This window comes from Psychrobacter sp. Arc9, assembly GCF_041431295.1.
Lineage (GTDB): Bacteria > Pseudomonadota > Gammaproteobacteria > Pseudomonadales > Moraxellaceae > Psychrobacter.
In genome coordinates, this window is record NZ_JASMRK010000014.1 from 37,581 (window position 1) to 62,399 (window position 24,819).

The following is a 24,819-nucleotide window of genomic DNA, read 5'->3' on the forward strand; positions in this document are numbered from 1 at the left end:
TTGAGATTACTTGCTTTGCTCTTTAGTTGCGATTTGTCTGACAAAAACTGATAAGCAATACTTATGAGTAAGCCGACAGTCACTAGTCAAAGCCACCAATATTGGGTAAGATGTTTACCTTTTCTATAGAAAATAAATATTCGGTGATAACATCGCTAACGATGTCTGTATGTTTATTTTAAGGTCTCCTTCGACAGATCTTAACCAGTGATCTCGCATTATTTTACATTCAAATATGATGGCTATATGGCATCAATATCATCAGATGCTGAGCGTTTTTGATAAAAATAAGGAAACATATCGTCATGTCCGATAATCTACAACTGATTGATGAGCTGCTGGCTACTATCGCGCTTATTGAAGTTACCCCTGATGTATTTGAGGGTAAAAGCCATGACTATGTGGGCAGTCGTATATTTGGTGGGCAAGTGCTCGCTCAAGCGATTATGGCAGCGGCTCATACATTAGATAAAGACAAACCTTGTCACTCACTGCATGGATATTTTTTGCGTGGTGGTGATATTAACCAACCGGTGATATACCAAGTCCGTCGATTGCGTGATGGTCGTAGCTTGTCTGCACGTGAAGTCACCGCTATTCAGTACAAAGAAGTACGTGGTAAGCCGCCTGTTGAGCAAGTAATATTTTCAATGATTGCCTCGTTCTCTCCGATGGAAGATGGGCTTGAGTATCAAGAAGATATGCCTGTCTATCCACCGCCAGAAGACTTGCTAACAGAACAAGATTTAAAAGAAGAAAACGTCGGAAAAGTGCCAGAAGCGCTAAAAGCAAGATTTATGCGCCGCCGTCATGTCGAGATTAAGCCAGTTAAGCCGCGTAATCCGATTAGCCCAGAACCTATGAAACCCAAGCAAGCAAACTGGCTACGCATTCGTGAATTGGGCAATCAGCCAGTGGCTATTCAGCAAGCATTATTGGCATTTTCGTCGGACTTTTATTTGGTTGGCACAGGGCTAATGTCACATGGTGTTAGCTTTATGACTAGTGGTCTACAAGCTGCCAGTATCGATCACTCGATGCATTTCCATCGTGATTTTGATTTGAACAAATGGATGCTGTATGACATGTGGAGTGATACCACGTCTAATGCGAAAGGCTTGAATCATGGTCAGTTTTGGCAAGATGGCAAACTGGTCGCTACTGTGCAACAGGAAGGCCTCATGCGTTTACGTGTGCCAAAGTCTTAGAGTACTGTAGGCTCAGCTGCCTTTATATTGTCATCATAAAAAAGCGACTCGTTATTAATAATGAGTTGCTTTTTTTATTCCAATTTCTTACTCTAAGATCTTAACCATCGCGCGAGGTAGCCCTAGGCTGTCTTGCGCTTTTTGTTCGGTTAACCACTTAAAGTCGATTTCAGCCGCTGCTAATTTCTGATTTAGCTCAGTTACCAGAGTCGCATCAATCGTCAATTTACGCGGGGTCAAATACCAGTGAAAATGCGTCAGCGAATGCTTGATAGGGTCGTCATCGAGTAAAGTATTGCTGAATGATTTTGCCACCAGTTCATTTTTTATCAGCCATTCATTAATGATTTGCTCAGCAGTGGTAAATTCTGTCTCGTATACTTTTTCATGACTACGGACGTCACTTGGTATATTAGTTGGCTTATCATCGCTCGCTGGTTTTTTAGCATCAGTCTTACCAGTGGCTTTACTACTTGTCTTAACGTCAATTTTTTCTATAAACTGTAAGGGTAAGCTCCACAGTCCACCCCAGATACCGTTGTCAGGGCGTTGTAGCCACAATATCTCACTGTCTGCACTTTCGATTAGCAATGCATCACTGAATTTACTAGGTTTGGGCTGCTTTTTTGCTTTGACGGGATAATCAGTCTCGCGCCCTTGCGCATGGGCTAGGCAGTCTTCTTTCAATGGACATAACAGACAGGCAGGCTTGCTACGGGTACATAATGTTGCGCCCATATCCATCATGGCTTGCGCAAACAATCCTGAGTTCTCTGTCGGTGTCAGTCGCTCTGCCAATGCCCATAAATCTTTGGTGGTAGCAGATTTAGTGATGTCGCCGTCGATAGCGGCCCAACGTGTCAGCACTCGTTTGACATTACCATCGCAGATGACACCATAATGATGCAATCCCATCGCCATAATCGCGCCAGCAGTCGATGGCCCAACGCCAGAAATCGTTTCCCATCCTGCTAGCGTCTGCGGAAACTCGCCCGTTTTATCGATTACTTCGACCAACTGCTTGGCACCTTTATGCAAATTACGCGCACGCGCATAATAGCCAAGTCCTGCCCAATGCTCGGCAACCAAATCCCATTCTGCTGCGGCCAAATCCTGCACAGTTGGAAATGACTCCATAAAACGCGCAAAGTAAGGTAATACAGTGATCACCTGCGTTTGCTGAAGCATGACTTCTGATAACCAAACGATATAAGGGTTGGGCATATCGGTTTGGTGCTGTTGCCAAGGTAAGTCATGGCGACCGTTTTCGGCAAACCAATCGAGTAGGCGTGGGGCGAAGGAGTTTAGGGAAGTAGGTGACTGAGAAAATTGAGTAGGCAAGAGTATTCCTTGTAAGTTGAACAGGGATATATAGGATTTGGAGTTGGCAGGAAAAAAGGTAAATAGATAAAACTATTTACCAATATATGAGGCTTAATTGTTTATAAATAAAGGGGATAGATAGTATCACTATAGAGAAGTAAGAGTTTATCGATAAACACTGTCTAAAGTCTCACCCGATTTATTTTTCCACTCAATCCATCCGTTGGTCGAACGTCCTGATACTAGAGCACTGGCTCCACTGGGTGTTTTAAATAAATGGTTTTCAGTGAGTTTATAGCTTTTATCGTTTACGGCTACGAGTTTGCCGCTACTGAGCAGACTCTCTTTTAATTTAGTCACGAATGGCGGAGCTGATGAAGTTTGTGTTTGCCGTATTAGAGAACCTGCTAATATTACAAAGCCATCGTCGTCATAGTATCCTTTAGCATCACCATCTTTTATCTTGTAGTAAAACAGAGCTGGAATAGGTTTCGTTGGAGCTTCATCGATTATTTGAGCAACTTTAGCAATGGTGGAATTAGTCGTTTTGTTTTCGTAAGTCTTGTTGGTATGAAGGCTATCATGAATAGCCAAGGATTCGAAAATAGGCTGTCCCAAGGTGGATAGTAAAACGTCAAGGGTGTGGAATAATTCCTCGCAATCAGCCTTTAATGGGTCAGGTGTATGCGGTTTATTACCATTATTTCCATTTTTTAGTTCGTAACGACCCACCTCAATGGCAGTTGCGATAGCTTTATGTTCCATATATAGCGCATGGGTTTGTGTCATAGAGTTATTGGTTGAGAGCATGACAAAAGCCCGTGTCCAGAAATCTTTGTCATCATGTTGATTAAGACGTCTTTTAAGATCGCCAGTTTGTCCAACATAGAGTAACGGCTTCTCTATACTATCGGTATCACCAATCAAAAAATACAAACCAACTTGATTGGCATCGGGCATCGCAAAAAAGTCGTCAATGTGGATACGTGGGATTTCAATCAATCTTACTGTGCGCGTAGTCATCTCTGCCAAACGCAACCCACGAGGGTTACCTTTTGGCAGATAAATTTGAATGGTTTTAGCTGATGGTATTAAAGGATTCATAGTAGCTTATATTATTGGATGTCTACTTCCGATTCTTCCGCGTTTTCAAACGACGTAAGCGCTTTTCTTCCTCTTTCGCCTTTTTCTTCTCTTCAGCAGCGAGTCGTTGTTCAGCGACGACGATTTCTTCAGCTTCAGTCATCGCTGGTGTCTCTAACGTTATACGACCAATCTTCGCGCTACGCAGTTCGTTAATGAGAATCTCAGACATACGATAAGTATCGACTTGATTGCCCGCGCGTACACAGCCGCGATTACGTCCAGCCACTTCAAAAAACTCCCAGTCAGTCTTTGGCAGCTCTTCAATTTTGTAGCGGGTTTTTAGCAGCTCAGGATAGGCTTGCATCAAGTATTCAGCGGTATAGCTTGCCACATCAGCGAAGTCAAAAGCCGTATCACGAATACCGCCTGTTGCTGCTAAACGATAACCAGAGTTTTCGTTTTCAACTTTTGGCCATAGCATACCGGGTGTATCATAGAGCATGATGTCATCGTCGAGTTTAATCAGCTGCTGCGATTTGGTCACGGCTGGCTCATCACCGGTTCTTGCTACCGCGCGTCCTGCTAGCGTATTGATCAGCGTTGATTTGCCAACGTTTGGAATACCCATAATCATCGCTTTGATTTGACGACCAGTCCCGACTTTATTAGGTACTAGATGTTTACAGATGGCGATGATGCGTTTGACATCATTGGCTTTTTCGGTGTCGCAAGCAATGGCTTTGACCCCATCTTGCTGCTCAAGATAATCCATCCATGCTTGAGTTAATTCAGGATCGGCAAGGTCAGCTTTGTTCAGGATTTTGATAACAGGTTTTTCGCCGCGTAGTGCTGCGACCATTGGGTTTTCACTACTATATGGAATACGCGCATCGATGACCTCGATGACCAAATCCATCTGCGGCATGACTTCTTTGATTTCGTTACGGGCTTTGTTCATGTGCCCAGGGAACCACTGAATACTTGCTCTCTTATCCATCTGCTTTCATAACCTTTTATAAAAAATGCTAAAAGTAAAACAATCAATGTTTACTTTCTAATGGTGTCCAGTTTACTACAGAACCACATTGCTCACGGCACAATTTCACTTAACCATGATGCGAGGTCGTGATCAGGTTATGGTTACGTCTTATCCGTTATTTCATCGTGCGAGGGTGGTAGTGGTGCCAAATAACCAATGAGCAGAATCAAACTGCCCGCGCCAAGGAAAGATATGACTCGCCAAATTGCCTCAGTCTGTGACAAATCGACTAAGACCAGCTTAAGTACGACAATACCTAACAACCCAATACCCATAAACCAAAGCGCACGCTGCCAATAGCGACTCGCCCTGATGGTAGCGACCAATGCCAAGAGCGTCCATAGAATCGTCAGCCCTGTTTGTACTTGCTCGCTCTGCCATGCGCCGCCTTGATAGTCATTCCAAAGTGGCGTGCCAATAAAGGCGTGTAGCGTTCTGACTAACATGCTTGAAGTCAACCAAAAACTGATCAGTCCCAATACAATTAACAGACTCTCAGCAGTGAATACGCGCTTAGATTTGGCAGCTGCACTCGGCTCGGTAATGGTTTCATTGTGTCGGCGTTGGCTGATGTAATACAGACTAAAACCAACCGATAGTGTCAGCCAAGATGTGATGTCATATAGATTAAACAATGGAAAATAAGACAGTCCCCAAATCACACCGTCATAAGACCAATTGGTAAGAACTACCCACAGTAAAGCAATGAGAGCAAAAATGGCAGCGCATCCTAATACTGCTTGCTGCCAATCAAACCAATACAGCAGATCTTGTCCTACAGTTTTATTGGTTGAGGTATTTTCTTCATTTTGACTAAGATAACGATGGTTGAACCATAACCCAGACAATATGAGTACCGCTGAAAACAAGAAAGCCATTACGCCATCAGAGTCTGGTAGGCCATAATGCGCCGCGGCAGCAATGAGTAAGATACCCGTACCTAGCCAGCTTGCATCAGTATAGCGTGAGGTATTCTTATTATCAGACCATGTATCAGACCATGTATCAGACCATGTATCAGACCATGTTTTTAGCCATAGCTGCCCCATGACTAACCAGCCGATTATTAACCCTACAAACACCAACCATTCCGTTGTTGACCATGTTAAATTTCGCTCAAACTTTTGTGGCAGTTGCAGTATTAGCATGAAGTAGAACAGGGCCAATAATCCATGACTAAGCTGTCTAATTTCCGCCCACGGACGATAGCGATTGATGACCCAATAAGCAATCAAGCTGATGAGTGCTGCCAGTGCAATTACCGTCGTGCTTGATTGCCAGATATCAAACCAATGATGCAAATCAAGCATCAGTACTTGTAGCATCCAAGCCATCGCGGTCAGTGTCAAAAATTTGATGAATCTAGGGCTGTGCCAAACGAATTTGAATACGCGGCTCTGACTATTGATTGAGGTCAGCCATTGCTGTGCAGCTTGCGTACTGACACCCAGCGCACGTGCATAGCCGGTCAATACATCTGATGTGCCGTCCAATGTTTGTGATTGTATGACTGAGGATTGAGATTGTATGACCGAGGATTTTGTAGGACCTTTATTGTTAAGGCTATTAAGGTTATTACTACCGTCTAACGTATTAATCAGCGCGGCAGGGGAGTTGCTAGCGCGTAATATAAAGACGGTCGCTAGATAACTGAGCGCTGAAATACTAAAGGCCAAAACGGGATAGTCTTCGATAGAGAATATCGCTGTCGTCACTAGCATACCAATACTGACGATCTGTAATAGTAAGCCGAATAACACCGACCACGATCGCAGCGAGCGGCGTCCAAACCATACTAGCGCCAATCCTTGTACAGACCAACCAAAAGCAATCCATTCAGCATCTAGCGCCAGCGGAATAACGAGTGCAAAAAATCCTAATCCTAACGCCAGCATACCTTCGGTGATTAAAGCATAGCGTTTACTGCGCTGGATAAATAGCCAGCCTAAGCCAAGATAAACCGTAGCCAAAATGGCACTGGTAATCGTGAGGGCGTTAGAGATGTCGTTTAGTAAGGCAGAAAATAAACCAAAGGCCAGTAGCGGTACTGAAAACAGTAAACCCGTATCAATGGGGAATACATAGGAGCTGCCTACATGGGCTTTGTCCAAGTGTTTTGTGTCATCTACATTATCAGCATGACTGAGGTCTTTTTTGTTTAGCGCATTATAGGTGATGATTTGCTGCGCATAACGAATGACGACAAACAAGTAAAGCAGCCAGTGTAAGGTTACTAATGCTACCAATGACCAGCGCTGCGTTTCAATGACGGCGCTCAGGTTTTCGCTGATACCACAATAGTATGCCAAGCCAAATGTCACAGTCACACCGAATAGATTTAATATTTTCCACGGTCGATAATGAGCAATGACGGCAATGGTGACGTTTAGCAGTAGATAATAGCTAAATAAGGTGACCAAGCTGCCAGTATCTTCGCTGGTCAAAATCGGTGCAAAAAATCCACCCGATAATGCTAGTAATGCTAATGGAAAAGCGTTTTGACGTACGGCGAGAGCAATGGTAATGGCAGACAATGACCCAAGCCCGATAAAGCTTGGGATACTAGGAATGATTTCATAAACACTGTAAGCAAAAAAGGTGCTTAGATAGGCAATCGCTAAGCCTGCACCTTGTAGCGTAATCCCATATGAAAAGCGTTTTGCGGTCAGCTTTAACCCAAGTGCTGCCAATGCTAACCCTGTAACACCGACTGCTATCAGCTTTGTGGCAATAGAAATCTCGATATATTCGCTTAATAAGCGAAGCAGGAGCACTACGCCTACCAATAGTACCAATACGCCGACTCGTACGACCAAATTACCACCGAAAAACCAGTTTTTGATTGAGTGAATGAGCGAGGTCACAATAGGCAATGAGCGTTCATCAGGCTCAATCGGTGCAGTAGGCGCCGTATTTTTCGTATTTATCGAGGCGTTATTGTTTATAGGTTTATCATTAGATATATTTGACGCTGTCTGTATGGTCGAGTTTGAAGCAACGGTAGGAAGCGGGGGTGGCGATACAGGCAGCTGATTATCTGGAGAAGAGTGTTGTGAGTCAAAAGCTATTTCTTTAGCATCATGGTCTTTAGCGTCACTGTCTTTAGCGTCACTGTTTTTAGGAGCATTGTCTTTAAGATCATGATCGTCAGTAGCAGTGTTGCGTGCATAATTGCTTTTATCGACGAAAGGTGCAGATGGAGGCGTCATAATACGATGTCTTTGCTGCTCAAGCTCAGCTTGCAGCGTCGTTACATCACGGCGTAGATGCTCGATTTTTCGAGCTATCCTAGTATATAACGCGACCACTACGATCAATAAAATCGTAAAAGCCAGCCAGCCCAACTGGGTCACCATTAGATACAACATCTTCGTCACTCAATCCAGTTTATAGTAAAGTGATAATGACGTGATTTAATAAGAAGCACAAGACTACTCTGATTACTGGGCTAAAAGACAAATGCTAGAATGACACTCAAAATAAAAGGGTAGCTTAATAATTAAGCTACCCTTTTTTAATGATCTTTATACCAAATCGTTTCTTATGCTAAATTGGCTTTCATAAACTCAAGCATGTTTTCCCAGCTTTGTTTAGCAGCGGCTTCATTGTAGCCAAGATCTACTTCATTTTTGGCTGCGCGCTCATCGGCATGCGGATTAGTAAAGCCATGCTTAGCGTTGTCATAAACGTCGATAGTGTAATCAACATCGGCTGCGTCTAGCTCTGATTTTAGACCTTCGATAGCATCCATTGATACCATTGAGTCATCACGGCCATGAGCGACCAACACTTTTGCTGCAAAGTTTTTGTCTGCTGGCTGTTTTGGCGTTGGGTTACCATGGAACGTGGCGACCGCTTTTAGCGGCATGCCTTCGCGAGCCATATCTAGTACAACTTTACCACCGAAGCAGTAACCGATTGCGCCTAGGTTGTCACCATCGACAGATAACTGATCGCTGAAGTCATTAAGAATTAAGCGGCAGCGTGCCATCAGCATGTCTTGATCAGCCAGTACTTGCTCCATCCACATGTTTGCCTGCGCTGCATCAGTAGTTAGTTTGCCTTCACCGTAAACGTCCATAGCGACTGCTGCATAACCTGCCTCTGCCAAACGCTCAACCACTGATTTTGGATGATCGACTACGCCCCACCATTCTGGTGCAACTAAGATACCTGCTGCTGGATTTTCATCTGAAGCGTTTGCTGGTAGTGCTACATAACTGATAAGTTCTACACCATTCTCGGTAGTACTGATTAATTCAAACGTCTTAATTGACATATTATTGTCCTTTTTTATGTTGTGAGTTTTAATTATTCGTCATTGTGATGGTTCGTTTTTCTAACTCGTACTACCTTAACGCCCATGTCTAGCAAAAACAGCTATAATACTGTAACGCTCTTTATCAAAATGCTACTGCGACTTTATGACTATAAATTTGTTAAACAAAAATAATGACCAATCAGACTTGAACTTAGGTCTCGATGCAGCGGCCACGCCTGCGCAATCGGTGAGTTTGTTCCCTGATAGTACCGTTGTCGATTCTAATGCTGATTCTGACTCTAAGTATGAGTCTGAGCCACTACGTCCGCAGTTTTGGTCGCGATTTGCGTTAACAGAACTAAACCATAGCGAGTGGGAAGCACTGTGTGATGGTTGCGGCAGTTGTTGCTTGATTAAGTATATCGATGAAGATGAAAGTGGCAATGTGGATGAGGAGATGGTCGAATATACCGATGTCACCTGCCAGTTGATGGACTGCGCGACGGGATATTGCAGTCACTATGCAACGCGTCAGGAGCACGTGCCAGACTGTATTCAGCTGACTATGGACAACTTGCCCAAGATGATGTGGCTACCATCGCACTGCGCCTACAAACGTCTGTATAAAGGGCAGGACTTACCAAGTTGGCATTTATTATTGACTGGGGATGCTGTGTTGACACAACAACAGATGCGAGCGGCCAACGTGGGCGTTGCTGGTCGCTGTGTCACGGAAATCGGTATGTCTGATGAAGAAATGGAGACACGGGTGGTTAACTGGGTCAATCCTTAGTCTACAGTTAGTTAGATGCCTGAGCAGTAGATCTAGCCTTCGCTTCAGCACTGGCTTGCGAGTTAGCCAATGCTGGTATCGGAATATCTTGACGAATCTGCTGTGAAAAGTTACGGCTGTTTTTATCTCTACTAACGCTAGTTAGTTGGTTAGCCTGATTATCAAAGCCTTTTGCTTTCGGGTTAATATGGGTACGCTCATACCACGTATTCATTGACCAAGGCTGGTTGTTCTTTTCGGGCGCCGCATCCAACATGCCTACATCATATAGATAGTTCGGTAACCAACCAGAGACCCAAATCCGATAATCCCATGGCAAACGATCGCCACTGACGATACGCGCCATATAAAAGATAATATTGGTACAGTTGCTGAGCAATGTATTGTACCAAGCAGGTTTAGCGTTCAAATCATCAGCCGCAGTCAGATAAGATTCAAATAGCGACCTCACTTCATGCTGTTGCAAATTGCTAATAGGAAACAGATAAACCTGCTCGCCGCGCGCATTGCTACGGGTATAGATAATATCGCGCTCTTCTGCGGCAATCAGGCTCAGCTCATAACGTCGAAAAAACCCAGCCAGCGCTGAAAAAGACTCGCCGTCTTCTTTACGAATCTCAAATGAGAAGGCAAGTGGTCTATCATCTTCGAATCGAAAGCTAACCAAGGTATGAGCAATCAGCGGACCCATCCAATAAGAGTTAGTCACGTCAACGCCAGAGAGTTTAGACAAATCAATCGTACGGGTATCCCAATGCTTGGTAGCGTCTTCTTCAGTTTGCCAATCAAAGTTACGGATATTGGTTAAGGTAATCAAGTCAGGGTTGGTCGCATCGCGCTCATAGGAGACTCGCTGGTCGACTTCAGCCATCCATTCTCGATCTTGTTTCGGTTCGATAGAAAAAAACCAACCTAAACCTACAAGCCAAACAGTGCCATATATGCCGATAAGTAGTTTGGTTGCTGTATTTTTGCTGATTGATTTTTTATTAGACAATGAGTCACTTTGCAATATTTTTGTGACAGTATCCCAATAACGCGTACTTAGCAGCGCAGCTAATATACCTACAATCGCTATTGTCGCAAGCCAAGTCAATACTGAGCTGACGCCGTATTGATACCAAATCGCGAGTAACAACCATAGCGCTGATAACAATAACGTAACGGCAATTAAAAAAGTCACAAGACGCTGGTGCCATGTAGGCTTTGGCTGATTGCTATCTGATGGGCTGTTTTTTGATGTTTCGCGTTTTAAGTCAAGACTCTCTAAACCACGGCTCTCTAAGCCACGACTGTCTGACAGTCGACTGCGTGAACGCGACGAGAGTAAGCGAGAAAAAACGGAACGTAGCGACATAGGGTTTGCTTTGATAAATAAAGGCTTTGACCATAGCAAAGTTTATAACACGCTGACAATACAATTTGAGTGAATTTGTCGTTGAATGTCGGTGAGCCTTGCGATAAAGTGAAGCTAATTTGTACTAGCTAGTTTGTTATTCATGCAGTAATTAATAACAAACCAGCTGTTTTATTTGCTACTTTTATCCCCATCTAGGCTCTACTTATTTTTTTATTGAGTATTGTTCGTTTTTTTATTGAATACTATTCTAATTTTTATTAACTAAAGAGGTTAAATCACACCACCATGTCTGACGACACTCCCAGCCCGAGTAGTTGGTCGATGCGCGGCTTAAAACGCTGGCTATCGACCGCCCCCGAAACCCGTGATGAATTGATTCGTCTGGTACAAGACTCGCGCCAGTTTTTAGAGCCTGATACGGTCGATATGCTAGAAGGCGTGCTAGATTTGCCTGCGACACAAGTCCGCGAAATCATGACGCCGCGTCCGCAAGTGATTGGCTTGCACGAGAGCACCAGTCTTGCCGAAGTGATGGACATCATTCTTGAGACCACTCACTCGCGCTATCCTGTTTTTGACAGTCAAGATGATGATGCCGTCATCGGTATCTTGTTGGCAAAAGACTTGATTCCGATTCTGGTACATATGGTTCGCAACCAAGAAGACAAAATTGACAGTAAGCGTCTCAGAGACTTGGTGCGCCAGCCGTTATATATTAGTGAAACGGCTCGTTCTGATACCTTGTTACGCTCATTGCAGCGCACCCAAGTACATATGGCAATTGTCGTGGATGAGTTTGGTAACTTTGGTGGTGTCGTCACCATGGAAGATTTGTTAGAAGAAATCGTTGGCGACATCGTTGATGAGCATGATGACTTTGATGAAGACAGCGATATCAATAACATCGTCCCTGATCCAGAAAAGCCAAATACATGGCGTGTCCAAGCATCTACAGTAATTGAAGACTGTAATGATGAGCTGGGTAGTCGTTTTGACGATACCGATGTCGATACGATGGGCGGTTTGGTCATGCAAGCACTTGGCTTCGTTGGTGATCTAGAAGGCGAGAGCGTCGTGATAGATGATTGGAAAATTACCATTACTGATGTAGAAGGGCGATTTATCCAAAATCTAGAGCTGACCAAAACCAATGCCGAGCAACAGATATTGATAGGCAGCCATTAGCTTGCGTATAGTGTCATGATAGTTGATCAATGAATAAAACTTGTTAGCAAATTAATAAAAAACACGATGAAAAATCGTGTTTTTTGCTTTCTGCCTTTTGAACTTTAGAATGAGGTTTTAGCTACGCAAATTTACCCACTTGTAGGTTTTGACTGGTATCATGGGTGGGTTTTATTTGTGGCCCTGCATAAAGCATTATGCAGTCAGGTTTTGCGTGAGTGTTATCTCATCGCTTAGCTGAGAAATTTTAGAAAATATGGTTTTGGATAACTGCTATGCGTCTGTCTACTGTTGATTTGCAAAAACGTCTGAACCCCGATAAGCCAAAAGGTTTACATATGGGGTTGACGGTACTAATAGCTTGGCTGGCAGGGGCAGCTTTTATACTCGCGCTCGCGCCTTATGGTATTTGGCCAATTGCCTTGGTATCACCTGCCATCTTATATGTGTTATTGGTACCAGCGATGACAGGTCGCCGCGCCTTTATAATAGGTCAGGCCTACGGTACGGGACTGTGGTGTGTTGGCGCGTTTTGGCTATACACCTCGATACACGTTTATGGCGATACGCCCGCATGGCTTGCGCTGATTATGATTGCGCTCATGGGTCTAGGCATGGGCTTGTTCCATGGCTTTTTGGCGCTCATCTTTAATCGTGTGGTCGGCAAGCAGCCGTTATCTTTTGCCGCCTTGTGGATACTTCAAGAGTGGATGAAAACGTGGCTATTTACTGGTTTTCCTTGGCTATTCGTCGGTTATGCATTTACTGAGCAGTATTGGCTGTCGTCGCTCGCGCCTGTAGCTGGCGTCTTTGCGGTTTCTTTTGTAGCGGTATTATTGGCTGCCAGTATCGTTGAGCTATTGCGTCGCCGCGGTGGCTATATGATTCCATCGATAGCATTGCTTATCATTAGTAGCACGCTATGGTTGATCAATCCGCAGTGGACCAAACCAAAAGGAACCCCTGATCTATCGGTATCTTTGATTCAGGGTAATATCCCGCAAGATCTAAAATGGCTCACCGAATATCAGATTGAAACGTTAAAAATCTATGCAACGTTGACTCGTGACGAGTGGGGACGTGACATCGTGCTGTGGCCTGAATCTTCGATTCCTATGTTTCAGACAGAAGCTGTGGGTTTTATCAGTGAAATGGTCGCGATGGCCAAAGAGACTGACACGACATGGGTGACAGGTATTCCTTATAAGGATGAAGCAGCGTTTGATGCCAGTACAGATAAATATCCGCCGTTCTACAATAGCGTGGTAGCGCTAGGGGCACAGGCAGAAGGGCTGTATAAAAAGCAACGTCTGGTGCCATTTGGGGAATATATTCCATTCCAAGGCGTGCTCGATATTTTGCCTAATCTAGCAGGTAGCCAAGATATCATGAGCTATAGTCGCGGCAGTGATCAGCAGTCGCCGCTGCGTGTTCGAGGGCACAACCTAGGTGCAGCCATCTGCTACGAAGTAGCGTACCCAGATACCACGCGTAAAAACGCGATTGGCACAGATTTCCTATTAACCATTTCAAACGATGCGTGGTTTGGTACGTCGGCAGGCCCGCTACAGCATCTACAAATGGTACAGATGCGTGCGTTAGAAAATGGTCGCTGGTTTATGCGTGCGACCAACACAGGTGTGACAGCTATTATCGACCATAAAGGTCGTATCGTAGAGCGTGCACCGCAGTTTGAGCGTACTGTATTGCGCGGCGATATTCAGGCACGAGTTGGCAACACGCCATTCATGCGTTTTGGTCAATATCCTATTTTGTTTATCATGGCACTGTTGCTGATACTTAGCTATTTGGGTAAACGTACTAAGTCTCCAGTACGTTTGGTTAAGTAATATTATTAAGTAAGATGTGTCGATAGCGAATAATAGATAACTGATTAAGTGGTTAGCTGTCACAAGTGCCAAAAATGAATAGTTAAATTATGGATAATAAACCCTTTAAATACTTAAGGGTTTTCACAAATCAGTATAAATTGCGATATAATAGGTCAATATTTCAAATATTTTGTGCAAGGTGGATAAGGTATGTCAGAAGGTATCGTTAATAACAATCCAAAAAAAGAGCTGTTATTCGCTTTAGGTGGCATTGCCATGTTCCTAGGTATTGTCTTACTTATTGGTGTTTCTGCATTTTTGCGTCCAGCAGGCGAGCATATCACTGCTGAGACGACTGAAGCGTCGGCTGCGGCAGATGAAGCAGAAGCCACTGCTACTGAAGAAGAAGCGGCTCCAACCGATGCAGAAGCTGCAACAACAGCAGAGGCGTCAGATGCTACAGCGCCTGAAACTGCAGCAGATGCAACACCAGCGGCAGATGCAGATAGTGCAGTCGTTACTGCGGAAGCAGGTACAGCGACTGCCTCTGGCACTGTAAACCAAGCCGCTGTTGCTGATGCTGATTTGACAGCTGAGCAAGCGGATGGTGACTTAGAGGCTGGTGAAGCTACTGAAGAGACCGCAGCACAGTAAGCTGTAGTATGACTGTGTAAATGATCTAAAATAGTGCTACTTAATTATAAAATGAGTCTTATTATGAAGTCTCTATCAACAGTGCTATAAGCATAATGATACAGTTCTAAATAGTCATAAAAAGAGCCCGTTCTCAACCATTGAGAGCGGGCTTTTTTTTATGAGTATTTGTGTAATTTTTGACCAACTTTTTCTTTACTTGATTATAACCAAGTGAAACAATGTTCCGCCTATATGACCGTCCATCTGGATAATCAGGGGTTTGGTCATTACAAATATGATCTTTAAAGGAATAAAGTTATGGGCACAGAAACAAATTCGGGGGCTAGTGCAGCAGAGTTAGAAGCTCTAGACAATGGCTTTATGGGACATCCTGCGCCCTTACGCTCATTGTTTTTTACCGAAATGTGGGAGCGGTTCTCCTATTATAGTATTCGTCCACTATTGGTTTTATTTATGGTGGCAACAGTGAGCAGTGGCGGTTTTGGCTTTAGTGAAGTCACCGCTTCTGCTATTTATGGTATTTTTGCGGGTTCGTTATACTTAGCAGCAGTACCAGGTGGCTGGTTAGCAGATAACTGGCTAGGTCAAGAGCGTGCGCTGTGGTGGGGTAGTATCATTATTGCCCTTGGTCACTTGTGTATCGCGCTTTCAGCGATGTTTGGCATGACGCTGTTCTTTGTTGGTTTAATCTGTATTGTCTTGGGCTCAGGGTTATTTAAGACCTGTATCTCAGTGATGGTTGGTGCCTTGTACCCGAAAGGCGACTCTCGCCGTGATGGCGGTTTCACCTTATTTTATATGGGGATCAATATCGGTGCGTTATTAGCGGCACTTATCGTCGGCGTATTCAAAGAAAAAGGCATGTGGCATGTCGGCTTTGGCGTTGGTGGTTTGGGTATGCTGGTCTCATTACTGATCTATCGTTTTGTCGCGCAAAAGAACTTAACGCGTTATGCACGCGCCAAAGGTATTTCTGCTGAGTGGGAAAAATCTAACGACCATTACAAAAACATCGGTCGCTGGGTTGGTGGTTTCGTTGCGTTGCTAGTAGCCGCAGTGCTACTAGTGTCTACTGGCATGATATCGTTTAATCCTGAGATGGTTGCAGAGTATATGACGTATATCATTGCTGCGGTCGTCATCTTGTATTTCGCTATTATGTTTATCTCACCGCGATTGGATAAGACGGACAAACTACGCTTATTAATTTGCTTTGTTTTAATCATTGGCTCGACGCTATTTTGGTCAAGTTTTGAGCAGCAGCCAACATCTTTTAACTTATTTGCCGATCGTTATACCGATCTGAATGTTTTAGGATTTGAGATACCGAGTATCTGGTTCCAGTCATTGAACCCACTATTTATTTTAATATTGGCACCTATCGTTAGTATTATCTGGGTCAAGCTTGGTAACCGCGGTCTTGAGCCTAGCAGTATGGCTAAGTTTGCACTCGGTATGCTACTGGCAGCCGCAGGTTTCGCCTTGATGATTTTCGCCTCAAAAAGCATTTTAGCGCCTGGTGCTGGCTTGGCATCGCCACTATGGTTGGTTGGTAGTTTATTATTATTGACGCTAGGTGAGTTAGCATTAAGCCCAGTTGGTTTGTCTGCCATGACTAAATTGGCGCCAGAAGGTATGCAAGGTCAAATGATGGGACTGTTCTTTGCTTCTATCGCTATGGGTAACTTGGTTGCTGCTTTCTTTGGTGGGCACGTATCTGCTGATAAAATCGAAGGCTTACCAGGTCTATTTACCACCATGACCATCTTCTTGGTAGTTACCGCTGTACTATTATTGATACTAGCAAAACCTATCAATGAGATGCTCAAAGAAAGCGAGCGTGAGAAACAACTGGCCAAGCAATAAAATAGTCTGATGTACATTTGTGATTAACAACAGCACAAGTGACATATGATGAGACGTGTTACCATTACTGGTAGCACGTTTTATTGTTTTAGTTGGTGAGATATTTGGCACGAGCTATTGAAAGCTTACTATCTGCCCAGACATCTAATGATAGGGCTCTGTGAACCCCAGTGACGCAATATTAATCTCAATTTTTTATTCTTAATAAGTAGAAGTAATTACCCAAACAAACATAATTAGATAGCTAAATAAGTAGACTGTTTGCTTGAATAATTGCTATCGATAATAAATGTCTTATTAAAACTAAAGCGGTATCAACAACTCAAATAAGACGACTATTAGAACAAGACGATTCTAAATGATCGCTCCATCATCATATTTTTATAATTTCTATAAGGACACATTCAATGAATAAACAAGCCATTCACGAACGTATTGCTAACTTACGTAGTGCCTTAGCCGCGCAAGATCTCACCGCCATCATCGTACCCTCTGCTGATCCCCATTTATCTGAATACCTACCAGAGTACTGGCAAGCACGCTTATGGCTGTCAGGGTTTACCGGTTCTGTCGGCACGCTGGTTGTGACTGCTGATTTTGCAGGTCTATGGACGGATAGCCGTTATTGGGTACATGCCGCTGACCAGTTAGAAGGCACAGGTATTACTTTAGAAAAGCTTGCGCCAGGTCAGCCAAATCATATCGATTGGCTAGCCGAGCATTTGCAAGAAGGGGACAGCGTAGCAGTAGATGGCAACGTGCTATCTATCGCTGAGCAAGACCGCCTGCTAAATGCTTTTGATGCTAATGACATTACTTTGATCACTGAGCGTGATGTGCTGACAGAGATTTGGACAGATCGTCCAGCACTACCAGCGGCCAAATTATATGCTCACGATGAGCAATTCCTTGCTCAGTCTGCCACCTCAAAGCTTGCAGCAGTACGCGAAGGCATGGCAGAAGCAGGTGCAACCCATCATTTACTCTCAAGTCTAGACGATATCGCTTGGTTGACGAACTTGCGCGGTGCTGATGTCGATTATAATCCGGTATTCTTATCACATATGTTGATTGATGCCGACAAAGCAACGTTGTTTGTTGATACTGATAAAGTAAATGAAGATATTGCACAGAGTTTAAAAGACAGCGGCATCACATTGGCTGACTATTCTGCTGTGCAAGATGCATTGAGCGCATTGACGCCAGACGATTTATTATTGTTAGATCCGAGCAAAGTCGCAGTAGGCACGCTCTCAAAAATGGCAGACGATGTTGGTTTTATTGAACAAATGGCGCCTAGTACATTACTCAAATCTGTAAAGTCAGATGCAGATATCGATCATGTCCGTGAAGCGATGCGTCAAGATGGTGCTGCTTTGGCTGAGTTTTTTGCGACATTTGAGCAGCGTCTAGCGGCAGGCGAGCGTTTGAGTGAGCTAGATGTTGATAGCATGCTGATAGACGTGCGCAGTCGTCAGCCGCATTATGTCTCGCCAAGCTTCCCAACCATCGCAGGCTTTAATGAAAATGGCGCATTACCACATTATCGCGCAACACCAGAAAAATTCAGCTACCTTGATGTGGCCGAGGGCGAAGGCGGATTGCTACTGATTGACTCAGGCGCACAATATCAAAACGGTACGACTGATATTACCCGCGTAGTTGGTATTGGACAAGTTACTGCTGAGCATAAACGCGACTTTACGATTGTGCTAAAAGCTCACATTGCGCTAGCTCGTGCCCATTTCCCTGATGGTATCGCCTCACCGTTGATCGATGCTATTTGCCGTGCGCCATTGTGGCAAGCACAGATGGACTATGGTCATGGTACAGGTCACGGCGTTGGTTATTTCTTAAATGTACATGAAGGCCCACAAGTCATCGCCTATAGCGCTAGCACGCCAAAAGAGCGCGCAATGAAAGAAGGTATGATTTCAAGTAACGAGCCAGGTCTATACCGCGAAGGCAAATGGGGTATTCGTATCGAGAACTTGGTAGTAAATACGCCAGTTGCTAAGCCTACTGAGACAGAGTTTGGTGATTTCTTAAACTTTGAGACCATCACTTACTGCCCAATCGATACGCGTCTGATTGAGCCATCGTTGTTGGACCAAACTGAGATTGATTGGCTAAATGACTATCATAGCCAAGTCTTCGCAGAGCTAAAAGATCGTGTTGAAGGTGCAGCGCTTGAATGGTTGACTGAACGTACTAAAGCCATTTAATACCAAGCTCAAAACATTAACTAAAAGTACTAAAAAGCCCCGTAAATTATTTACGGGGCTTTTTAGTGTTTGTTATCTAATACTTACTACTGAGTGACTGTTTCTAACTGTAGGTTTAATACTGAAAAAGGCGCACTGTTAGTGAATACTTTTCTTAGCAGCTTCATTATTAGTAGTTGAGTCACTCTGCTCGCTAAAGTGTTGAGTGACCTCAGCACGTAGCCAAGACTTTAGATTTTCAGACATCAGCATCATTTGCTCGCTTAAATAGTCATCGACCTGTGTTTCTAGCTCGCGGATTAGCTGTTGGTGTGTTGCATCTAGCTTCGCATCTTTTAAGGCCAAATTAATCGCTGCACTGGCTTTATTATTAATATCTTTAATGTGGTTATCGCTAAGCGCATGTGCCTGTTCGCCAATGGTTTTGTTATCAGCACTTTTATTATCGCTAGCATTGCCTTCAGTATTTACGACTTCTGATGCATCTTTTTCTGTCTTTGCATTAGAGTTATCAGTAACAAAATCGTCAGTAACAGCGCTATCTGCCACGACTTTATCTGTGTTTACTTTAGCTACGTCGGTAGCAGCCATTTCTTTGTCGTTGTCTGTCTCTAACGCTGACTGCGTATTTTTTTCTTGTTCTTTTTGAGTCGTTTCTGCCTTACGTGTGGCTTCTTCTGCTTCTTTTTTCTTCTGCTCGTCTTCTAGCTTTTGTTTTGCAGCGGCCGCGTCTTCTTGCTCTTGTTTGTCTGTGATCGCTTTCGCAATGGCTTGCTCTGCATTGTAGTTGTCGTATAGCTCGTCTACATGCGCATCTAAGTCATGGGTATTAAAAGTAAAGTCTTCAAATGAGGTGTCAGATTGCAGCAGGGTAGTGATGTCTTTTAGTTCTTGGGTAATCGCTGCGCGTACTGGCTCAGGTGCACACGTCCAGCGTTGATAAAACTGATGGGAAAATGAGTAGCTTGACATGGTATCTTCCATAAATGTTCCAAAAATTACCCCTTATCATACGCAAGTACGATAAGGGGCTGCAAGTGGACAAACGTAGCAAATCTGACACCAACGTTACAACGCATTTATTACCATGCGCTGCGAGGTAGTTGGGTGGCTGTTATTGATTGACAGGCCAGCGAGCAAATACCAATGAGCCATTGGTACCACCAAAGCCAAAGCTGTTGGATACTGCATACTGCAGGTTATCAACTTTGCGCGATTGATTAGCCACATAATCAAGGTTACAGTTGTCCTCGACATCGTCTAGATTGATCGTAGGTGGTACATGCTGATGTTGTAGCGCTAATACTGTAAAGATAGCTTCAACTCCGCCAGCGGCACCAAGTAAGTGACCGGTCATCGATTTGGTTGAGCTAACTAAGATGCTGTCTTTTACAGGATAAAATACAGTTTCGATAGCAATAGACTCAGCCACGTCACCCGCAGGGGTACTGGTACCATGAGCGTTGACATAGCCGACGCTTGATGACTCGATACCAGCATCGTTTAGTGCATTTTGCATCGCTCTTGCCGCACCGCTACCGTCTTCTGGTGGCGCAGTAATATGACTGGCATCATCGCTCATACCGAAACCGACTAACTCTGCCAATATCGTTGCACCGCGTGCTTTGGCATGGGCAAGGCTTTCTAATACGACCACACCAGCACCATCACCAAGGACAAACCCATCACGACCTTTATCAAACGGACGTGAGGCTTTGGTTGGTTCATCGTTGCGGGTAGAGAGTGCATGCATAGCACTAAAGCCAGCTATACCAAGTGGGCTAGAACCTTTTTCACTACCGCCTGCCAGCATGACATCGGCATCACCGTAAGCGATCAAACGAGCGGCAAGACCCATGGCATGAGTCGCCGTGGTGCAAGCTGTTGATGTCGCAAGGTTTGGGCCTTTTAACTTATGCTTAATCGCTACCAGTCCAGCGGCCATATTAACGATAGAGCCTGGAATGATAAAAGGTGAGACTTTGCCTGCGCCTTTTTCGTGTAGGGTATCACGGCTGTTTTCAATTGTTTGAATACCGCCAATACCTGAACCTAAAATAATACCAAAGCGATCTTGATCAACGCCTTGCACAGGCGCATCAGCAGCACTGACTTCATCGATAAAACCAGCGTGCTTTAGTGCCATGGCAGAAGCGGCAACCCCATAATGCATGAACTCATCATAGCGACGTGCATCTTTAGCATTCATATATTGCTTGGCATCAAAGTCTTTGATCACGCCAGCGATTTGCGCACGGTAGCCTGTGGCATCGAAATGCGTAATCGGTGAGATACCACTCTCGCCATTGAGCAATTTGGTCCATGAGCTATCGACGTCTAGACCGAGCGGCGTAATGGCGCCCATACCTGTGACTACCACACGCGTATCATCAGAACGCTCGTAGTGAGGTGGTTTTTGACGCGATTTATGTACAGGTGCTGCAGTCATATTATTTGTGTCATCAGTGGTGGCTTGGTCGATAGGTGAACTACTATTCTGGCTCATGCGATATATCCTATACTTACAGGTCCTAAGAGGATGGCGTTTCAAAAGTCATTATAAAACACATAGGTGCACGTATGTAAACTAAAATTTAACTGGTCAGGCAAAACATACTTGACCCAATACCACGCCTTTATTTGCACCAGTTACCGCTGGTAAATTACCAGTTTCACCCATCAATGTTTGTCTGGCCAACCATGCAAAAGCAACGGCCTCGACCCATGTTGGCGCAAGCCCTAAATGTTCAGTGATTTTTACTGTGCAATGGGGTAGGTGTGCTTGCAAGCGTGTCATTAAATATTCATTCAATGCGCCGCCACCGCAAACATAAACCGAGCTGTTTTTTGAAGTGCTGACAAACATATTGATTTGCGTACTGGCACTGATAGCCGTTAGCTCAGTCAATGTGGCTTGTACATCTGCAGATGAGTAGCGGGTATAGACAGAAGTCTGATCGAATGTTTGTAGCTCATCCTGTAGCCAAGCCAAGTTAAAGTCTTCGCGGCCCGTACTTTTGGGATGAGATTGAGCAAAGAATGGATGTGCCAACAGCTGCTGTAATAGCGGTTCAATGATGACTCCAGACTGTGCCCAAGCACCGCTCGCATCATAGCTATTATCAGTATGCAATGCTGTCCATGCATCCAATAACAAGTTGGCAGGTCCCGTATCATAGCCAACAACTTGAACTTCTTCACTGGCTGGCAAGACGGTTATATTAGCAATACCACCTAAGTTTAATAGCACACGGGTACTATCAGGATTGGCAAATAGTGCCTGATGAAACGCAGGTACTAAAGGCGCACCTTGACCACCAACTGCCATGTCACGACGTCGGAAATCACTGACCACGCTGATACCTGTGCGCTCAGCGATGATATTGGCATCGACCAGTTGCAAGCTAAAACCCATCTGCGGGCGATGGCGTACGGTCTGTCCATGACAGCCAATCGCTAACACTGACTCAGGATCGGTATTTGATTGCTGCAATAGCGTATTGACCACTTCGCTCGCGAACTCAGCATACGCGCGACTTGCCCAACCGAACCAATCCAATTCACTTTTTGGTTCATCGGCCTCTGGTAAAAGTTGATTTACACCATTCGGCTGACATAATGCCAGTAAAACTTCACGCAGACGGGGCGGAAAGTCTTGGCTATAGGTCGCAAGCAGTTGCATTGGCGGTTGAGTGTTGTCTTCGTTGCTCATCTCAGGATTAAATTGACAAAGAACCGCATCCATACCGTCCAAACTGGTGCCAGACATCATGCCGATATATAAGCCATCATCGAAGCTTTCAAACACCGTTTGCTCAAGGGCATCGGTCAGGGTGGCGTAGTTCGAATCATCAAAGGTCAAATCATCAATATCGTCTGAAGGGTTATCCAAACCATTATTCATAAGCAAGTCTGCGAGGGCATTATGGTCAGTATCAGCAATCGATGCGGGGTTGGTCATGGCAATTTACCTTAAAAAACGCTAGTATATCCGTCAAATTCTAGCATTTTTTCCAACCTTTTGAGGTTCTAAACTTCCTAAGGTGTTGAGCCAGTAACCGTCATTCATAAAAATCCCAATTAAAGTGATATATAGAGAGCATCATGACCAATCAAACTTACACCCTAGAAGAACAACTGGCCCTTATTCAGCGCGGTACGCAAGAGATATTGTCTGAAGATGACTTAGTGGCTAAGCTAAAGCTCAATCGTCCACTACGTATCAAGGCTGGCTTTGATCCTACCGCCCCTGATCTGCATTTGGGTCATACAGTATTGATCAATAAGCTTAAGCATTTTCAAGATTTGGGTCATGAGATTTATTTTCTAATCGGCGATTATACTGCCAAGATTGGTGACCCTTCTGGCAAAAACAGCACGCGTCCACCGTTGACTGATGAGCAAATCAAAGCCAACGCCATGACTTATGCTGAGCAAGTATTTAAAATCTTAGACAAAGAAAAAACTCGCGTGGTCTTTAACTCTGAGTGGTTCAATGACATGAGCGCCGCTGACATGATTCAGCTTGCCAGTCAGCAAACCGTCTCGCGTATGCTAGAGCGTGATGACTTTTCAAAACGCTATGCATCACAAACGCCTATCTCAATTCACGAATTTCTCTACCCGTTAGTACAAGGCTACGATTCTATCGCCCTAAAAGCAGACGTTGAGCTTGGCGGTACCGATCAGACTTTTAACTTGCTAATGGGTCGCACGTTGCAAGGACGCTATGGCCAAGAGCCACAAGTGTGTATCACTGTGCCAATCTTAGAAGGGCTGGATGGTGTCAATAAAATGTCCAAATCATTGGGCAACTATGTCGCTATCTATGATGCACCAGGCACGATGTACCAGAAAATCCTGTCGATGCCGGACACACTTATCCATCGTTACTTTGAGTTCTTAAGCTTTAAGCCAATGGAAGAAGTGGCAAGCTTGATGCGTGAAATGGAAGATGGCCGTAACCCACAAGAAATCAAACGTATCTTAGCCGAAGAATTAATCGAGCGTTTCCATGATACTGATGCCGCTGCCAATGCGCACAAATCTGCCGGTAACGTCTTGGCAGATGGCGAACTACCGGTTGACTTGCCAGAAATAATGTTAGATCTGGAAGGGCAAGATGCGTTATTTATCACTCAAATCCTGAACCAAGCTAAGCTCGCTAAAAACAACTCAGCTGCCAAAGACATGGTAAAACGTGGCGCGGTCAAAGTAGATGGCGAAGTCGTTGATGGTGGCTTTAGTCTAACCTCAGGTCAGACGGTCGTAATTCAAGCAGGCAAAAAAGCTTATGCAAAAGTGACGGTTGGTTAGACCCAATAATATTCTTATAAAAAACAGGGATGTTTTCTTATGATGAAATTAAAAAAAGTAGAAATACTGAAATATAAGTCTTATACGGAAAAACAAGTTTTTGAAGTGGAAGAAGATATTACAATTTTAGTGGGAATGAATGAATCTGGTAAAACTGCAGCTTTAGAGGCTATTGCTAAGACTAATTATTTCCAAGATGATGATGATTTTAAGTTTAATGTCACTCATGATTTTCCTAGGCGTGAAAAGAAAAGAATGGAAAAATCAAGTGAGGATCCAGTTGCCATAGTTTGTACATACAAACTGGATGAACTTTTGATTGAAAAAATTGAAAATGAACTTGGTAAAGATACACTCAAGAAAACTGAATTCGATTGTACAAGTAACTATGCGAGTGGACGTACTTGGTCAAATATTACTATAGATCGTGACAAGTTCGTAAAATTTCAAACTGGTAAATTAGGGATATCTAGTAAAACTCTGAATGATAAACTTGTAAAAGTTAATTCTAAGGAAGAGCTTAATGACTTGATTTCAAGTTACAGTGAGGTTCAGTACAAAGAAGGACTTTTATCATTTTCTAAATTTTATACTAGGGCGTGTCTTCAATTGGATAAGCCCTAAATAATAGTTACAATACCGCATCTATTGAGTCGATGCGAGAAATA

General features: G+C 44.0%; 18 protein-coding genes. 9 read left to right on the forward strand and 9 right to left on the reverse strand.

Translation table 11 applies throughout. The annotated features are described in order from the left end of the window. Nucleotides 1-305 precede the first annotated feature (305 nt). Entirely contained in the window at nucleotides 306-1,208 is a 903-nt protein-coding gene (locus tag QO187_RS09065; protein WP_057761915.1) for an acyl-CoA thioesterase II, read from the forward strand. An 87-nt stretch (nucleotides 1,209-1,295) separates the two neighbouring features. Here QO187_RS09065 and mutY read toward each other — a convergent pair whose 3' ends face one another. From mutY to QO187_RS09090, 5 genes are all read right to left on the reverse strand, one after another. Then, the gene (gene mutY / locus QO187_RS09070; RefSeq protein ID WP_371548094.1) at nucleotides 1,296-2,549 is read right to left on the reverse strand and encodes an A/G-specific adenine glycosylase; all 1,254 of its coding nucleotides are present in this window, start codon (nucleotides 2,547-2,549) and stop codon (nucleotides 1,296-1,298) included. Nucleotides 2,550-2,696: 147 nt separating this feature from the next. Beyond that, nucleotides 2,697-3,635, reverse strand: coding sequence for a GIY-YIG nuclease family protein (locus QO187_RS09075; RefSeq protein ID WP_160022141.1), 939 nt, complete (start codon nucleotides 3,633-3,635; stop codon nucleotides 2,697-2,699). A gap of 22 nt (nucleotides 3,636-3,657) precedes the next feature. Continuing rightward, the gene (gene ylqF / locus QO187_RS09080; RefSeq protein WP_102092071.1) at nucleotides 3,658-4,614 is read right to left on the reverse strand and encodes a ribosome biogenesis GTPase YlqF; all 957 of its coding nucleotides are present in this window, start codon (nucleotides 4,612-4,614) and stop codon (nucleotides 3,658-3,660) included. A gap of 143 nt (nucleotides 4,615-4,757) precedes the next feature. Continuing rightward, entirely contained in the window at nucleotides 4,758-8,024 is a 3,267-nt protein-coding gene (locus tag QO187_RS09085; RefSeq protein WP_371548097.1) for a DUF2339 domain-containing protein, read from the reverse strand. A gap of 173 nt (nucleotides 8,025-8,197) precedes the next feature. Next, nucleotides 8,198-8,935: a dienelactone hydrolase family protein gene (locus QO187_RS09090; protein ID WP_371548099.1), complete on the reverse strand. Its 738-nt coding sequence runs from the start codon at nucleotides 8,933-8,935 to the stop codon at nucleotides 8,198-8,200. A gap of 235 nt (nucleotides 8,936-9,170) precedes the next feature. Between QO187_RS09090 and QO187_RS09095 the strand changes: the two genes are divergently transcribed. Further along, nucleotides 9,171-9,710, forward strand: coding sequence for a YcgN family cysteine cluster protein (locus QO187_RS09095; protein WP_371548117.1), 540 nt, complete (start codon nucleotides 9,171-9,173; stop codon nucleotides 9,708-9,710). 7 nt (nucleotides 9,711-9,717) lie between these two features. On the opposite strand, the gene QO187_RS09100 is transcribed toward QO187_RS09095, so the two are convergent. Then, nucleotides 9,718-11,067, reverse strand: a complete 1,350-nt coding sequence (locus QO187_RS09100) for a DUF4105 domain-containing protein (protein WP_371548100.1) — start codon at nucleotides 11,065-11,067, stop codon at nucleotides 9,718-9,720. Between the two features lie 288 nt (nucleotides 11,068-11,355). Here QO187_RS09100 and QO187_RS09105 point away from each other — a divergent pair, with 288 nt between their 5' ends. From QO187_RS09105 to QO187_RS09125, 5 genes are all read left to right on the forward strand, one after another. Then, a complete protein-coding gene (locus QO187_RS09105; protein ID WP_057761902.1) occupies nucleotides 11,356-12,255 on the forward strand; it encodes a CBS domain-containing protein in 900 nt (299 codons plus the stop codon). A gap of 275 nt (nucleotides 12,256-12,530) precedes the next feature. After that, a complete protein-coding gene (lnt, locus tag QO187_RS09110; protein WP_371548102.1) occupies nucleotides 12,531-14,105 on the forward strand; it encodes an apolipoprotein N-acyltransferase in 1,575 nt (524 codons plus the stop codon). A 192-nt stretch (nucleotides 14,106-14,297) separates the two neighbouring features. Next, the gene (locus QO187_RS09115; protein WP_102093922.1) at nucleotides 14,298-14,741 is read left to right on the forward strand and encodes a hypothetical protein; all 444 of its coding nucleotides are present in this window, start codon (nucleotides 14,298-14,300) and stop codon (nucleotides 14,739-14,741) included. 300 nt (nucleotides 14,742-15,041) lie between these two features. Continuing rightward, entirely contained in the window at nucleotides 15,042-16,610 is a 1,569-nt protein-coding gene (locus QO187_RS09120) for a peptide MFS transporter (protein ID WP_371548104.1), read from the forward strand. Nucleotides 16,611-17,017: 407 nt separating this feature from the next. Further along, nucleotides 17,018-18,835 (forward strand): aminopeptidase P family protein, encoded by a 1,818-nt coding sequence (locus QO187_RS09125; RefSeq protein WP_371548106.1) that lies wholly within the window; start codon nucleotides 17,018-17,020, stop codon nucleotides 18,833-18,835. A gap of 138 nt (nucleotides 18,836-18,973) precedes the next feature. On the opposite strand, the gene QO187_RS09130 is transcribed toward QO187_RS09125, so the two are convergent. The 3 genes from QO187_RS09130 to QO187_RS09140 form a co-directional block, all read right to left on the reverse strand. Beyond that, on the reverse strand, nucleotides 18,974-19,819 hold the full coding sequence (locus tag QO187_RS09130) for a hypothetical protein (RefSeq protein ID WP_371548108.1): 846 nt from the start codon (nucleotides 19,817-19,819) through the stop codon (nucleotides 18,974-18,976). Nucleotides 19,820-19,949: 130 nt separating this feature from the next. Further along, nucleotides 19,950-21,284: a beta-ketoacyl-ACP synthase II gene (gene fabF, locus QO187_RS09135; protein WP_102093935.1), complete on the reverse strand. Its 1,335-nt coding sequence runs from the start codon at nucleotides 21,282-21,284 to the stop codon at nucleotides 19,950-19,952. Nucleotides 21,285-21,437: 153 nt separating this feature from the next. Beyond that, nucleotides 21,438-22,796 (reverse strand): anhydro-N-acetylmuramic acid kinase, encoded by a 1,359-nt coding sequence (locus QO187_RS09140; protein ID WP_102093928.1) that lies wholly within the window; start codon nucleotides 22,794-22,796, stop codon nucleotides 21,438-21,440. Between the two features lie 143 nt (nucleotides 22,797-22,939). Between QO187_RS09140 and tyrS the strand changes: the two genes are divergently transcribed. Together tyrS and QO187_RS09150 are read left to right on the forward strand one after the other, a co-directional pair. After that, complete coding sequence (tyrS, locus tag QO187_RS09145; RefSeq protein WP_102093930.1) at nucleotides 22,940-24,151, forward strand: tyrosine--tRNA ligase; 1,212 nt, start codon at nucleotides 22,940-22,942, stop codon at nucleotides 24,149-24,151. 39 nt (nucleotides 24,152-24,190) lie between these two features. Further along, nucleotides 24,191-24,775, forward strand: coding sequence for an AAA family ATPase (locus tag QO187_RS09150; RefSeq protein WP_371548111.1), 585 nt, complete (start codon nucleotides 24,191-24,193; stop codon nucleotides 24,773-24,775). The last annotated feature ends 44 nt before the right edge of the window (nucleotides 24,776-24,819 follow it).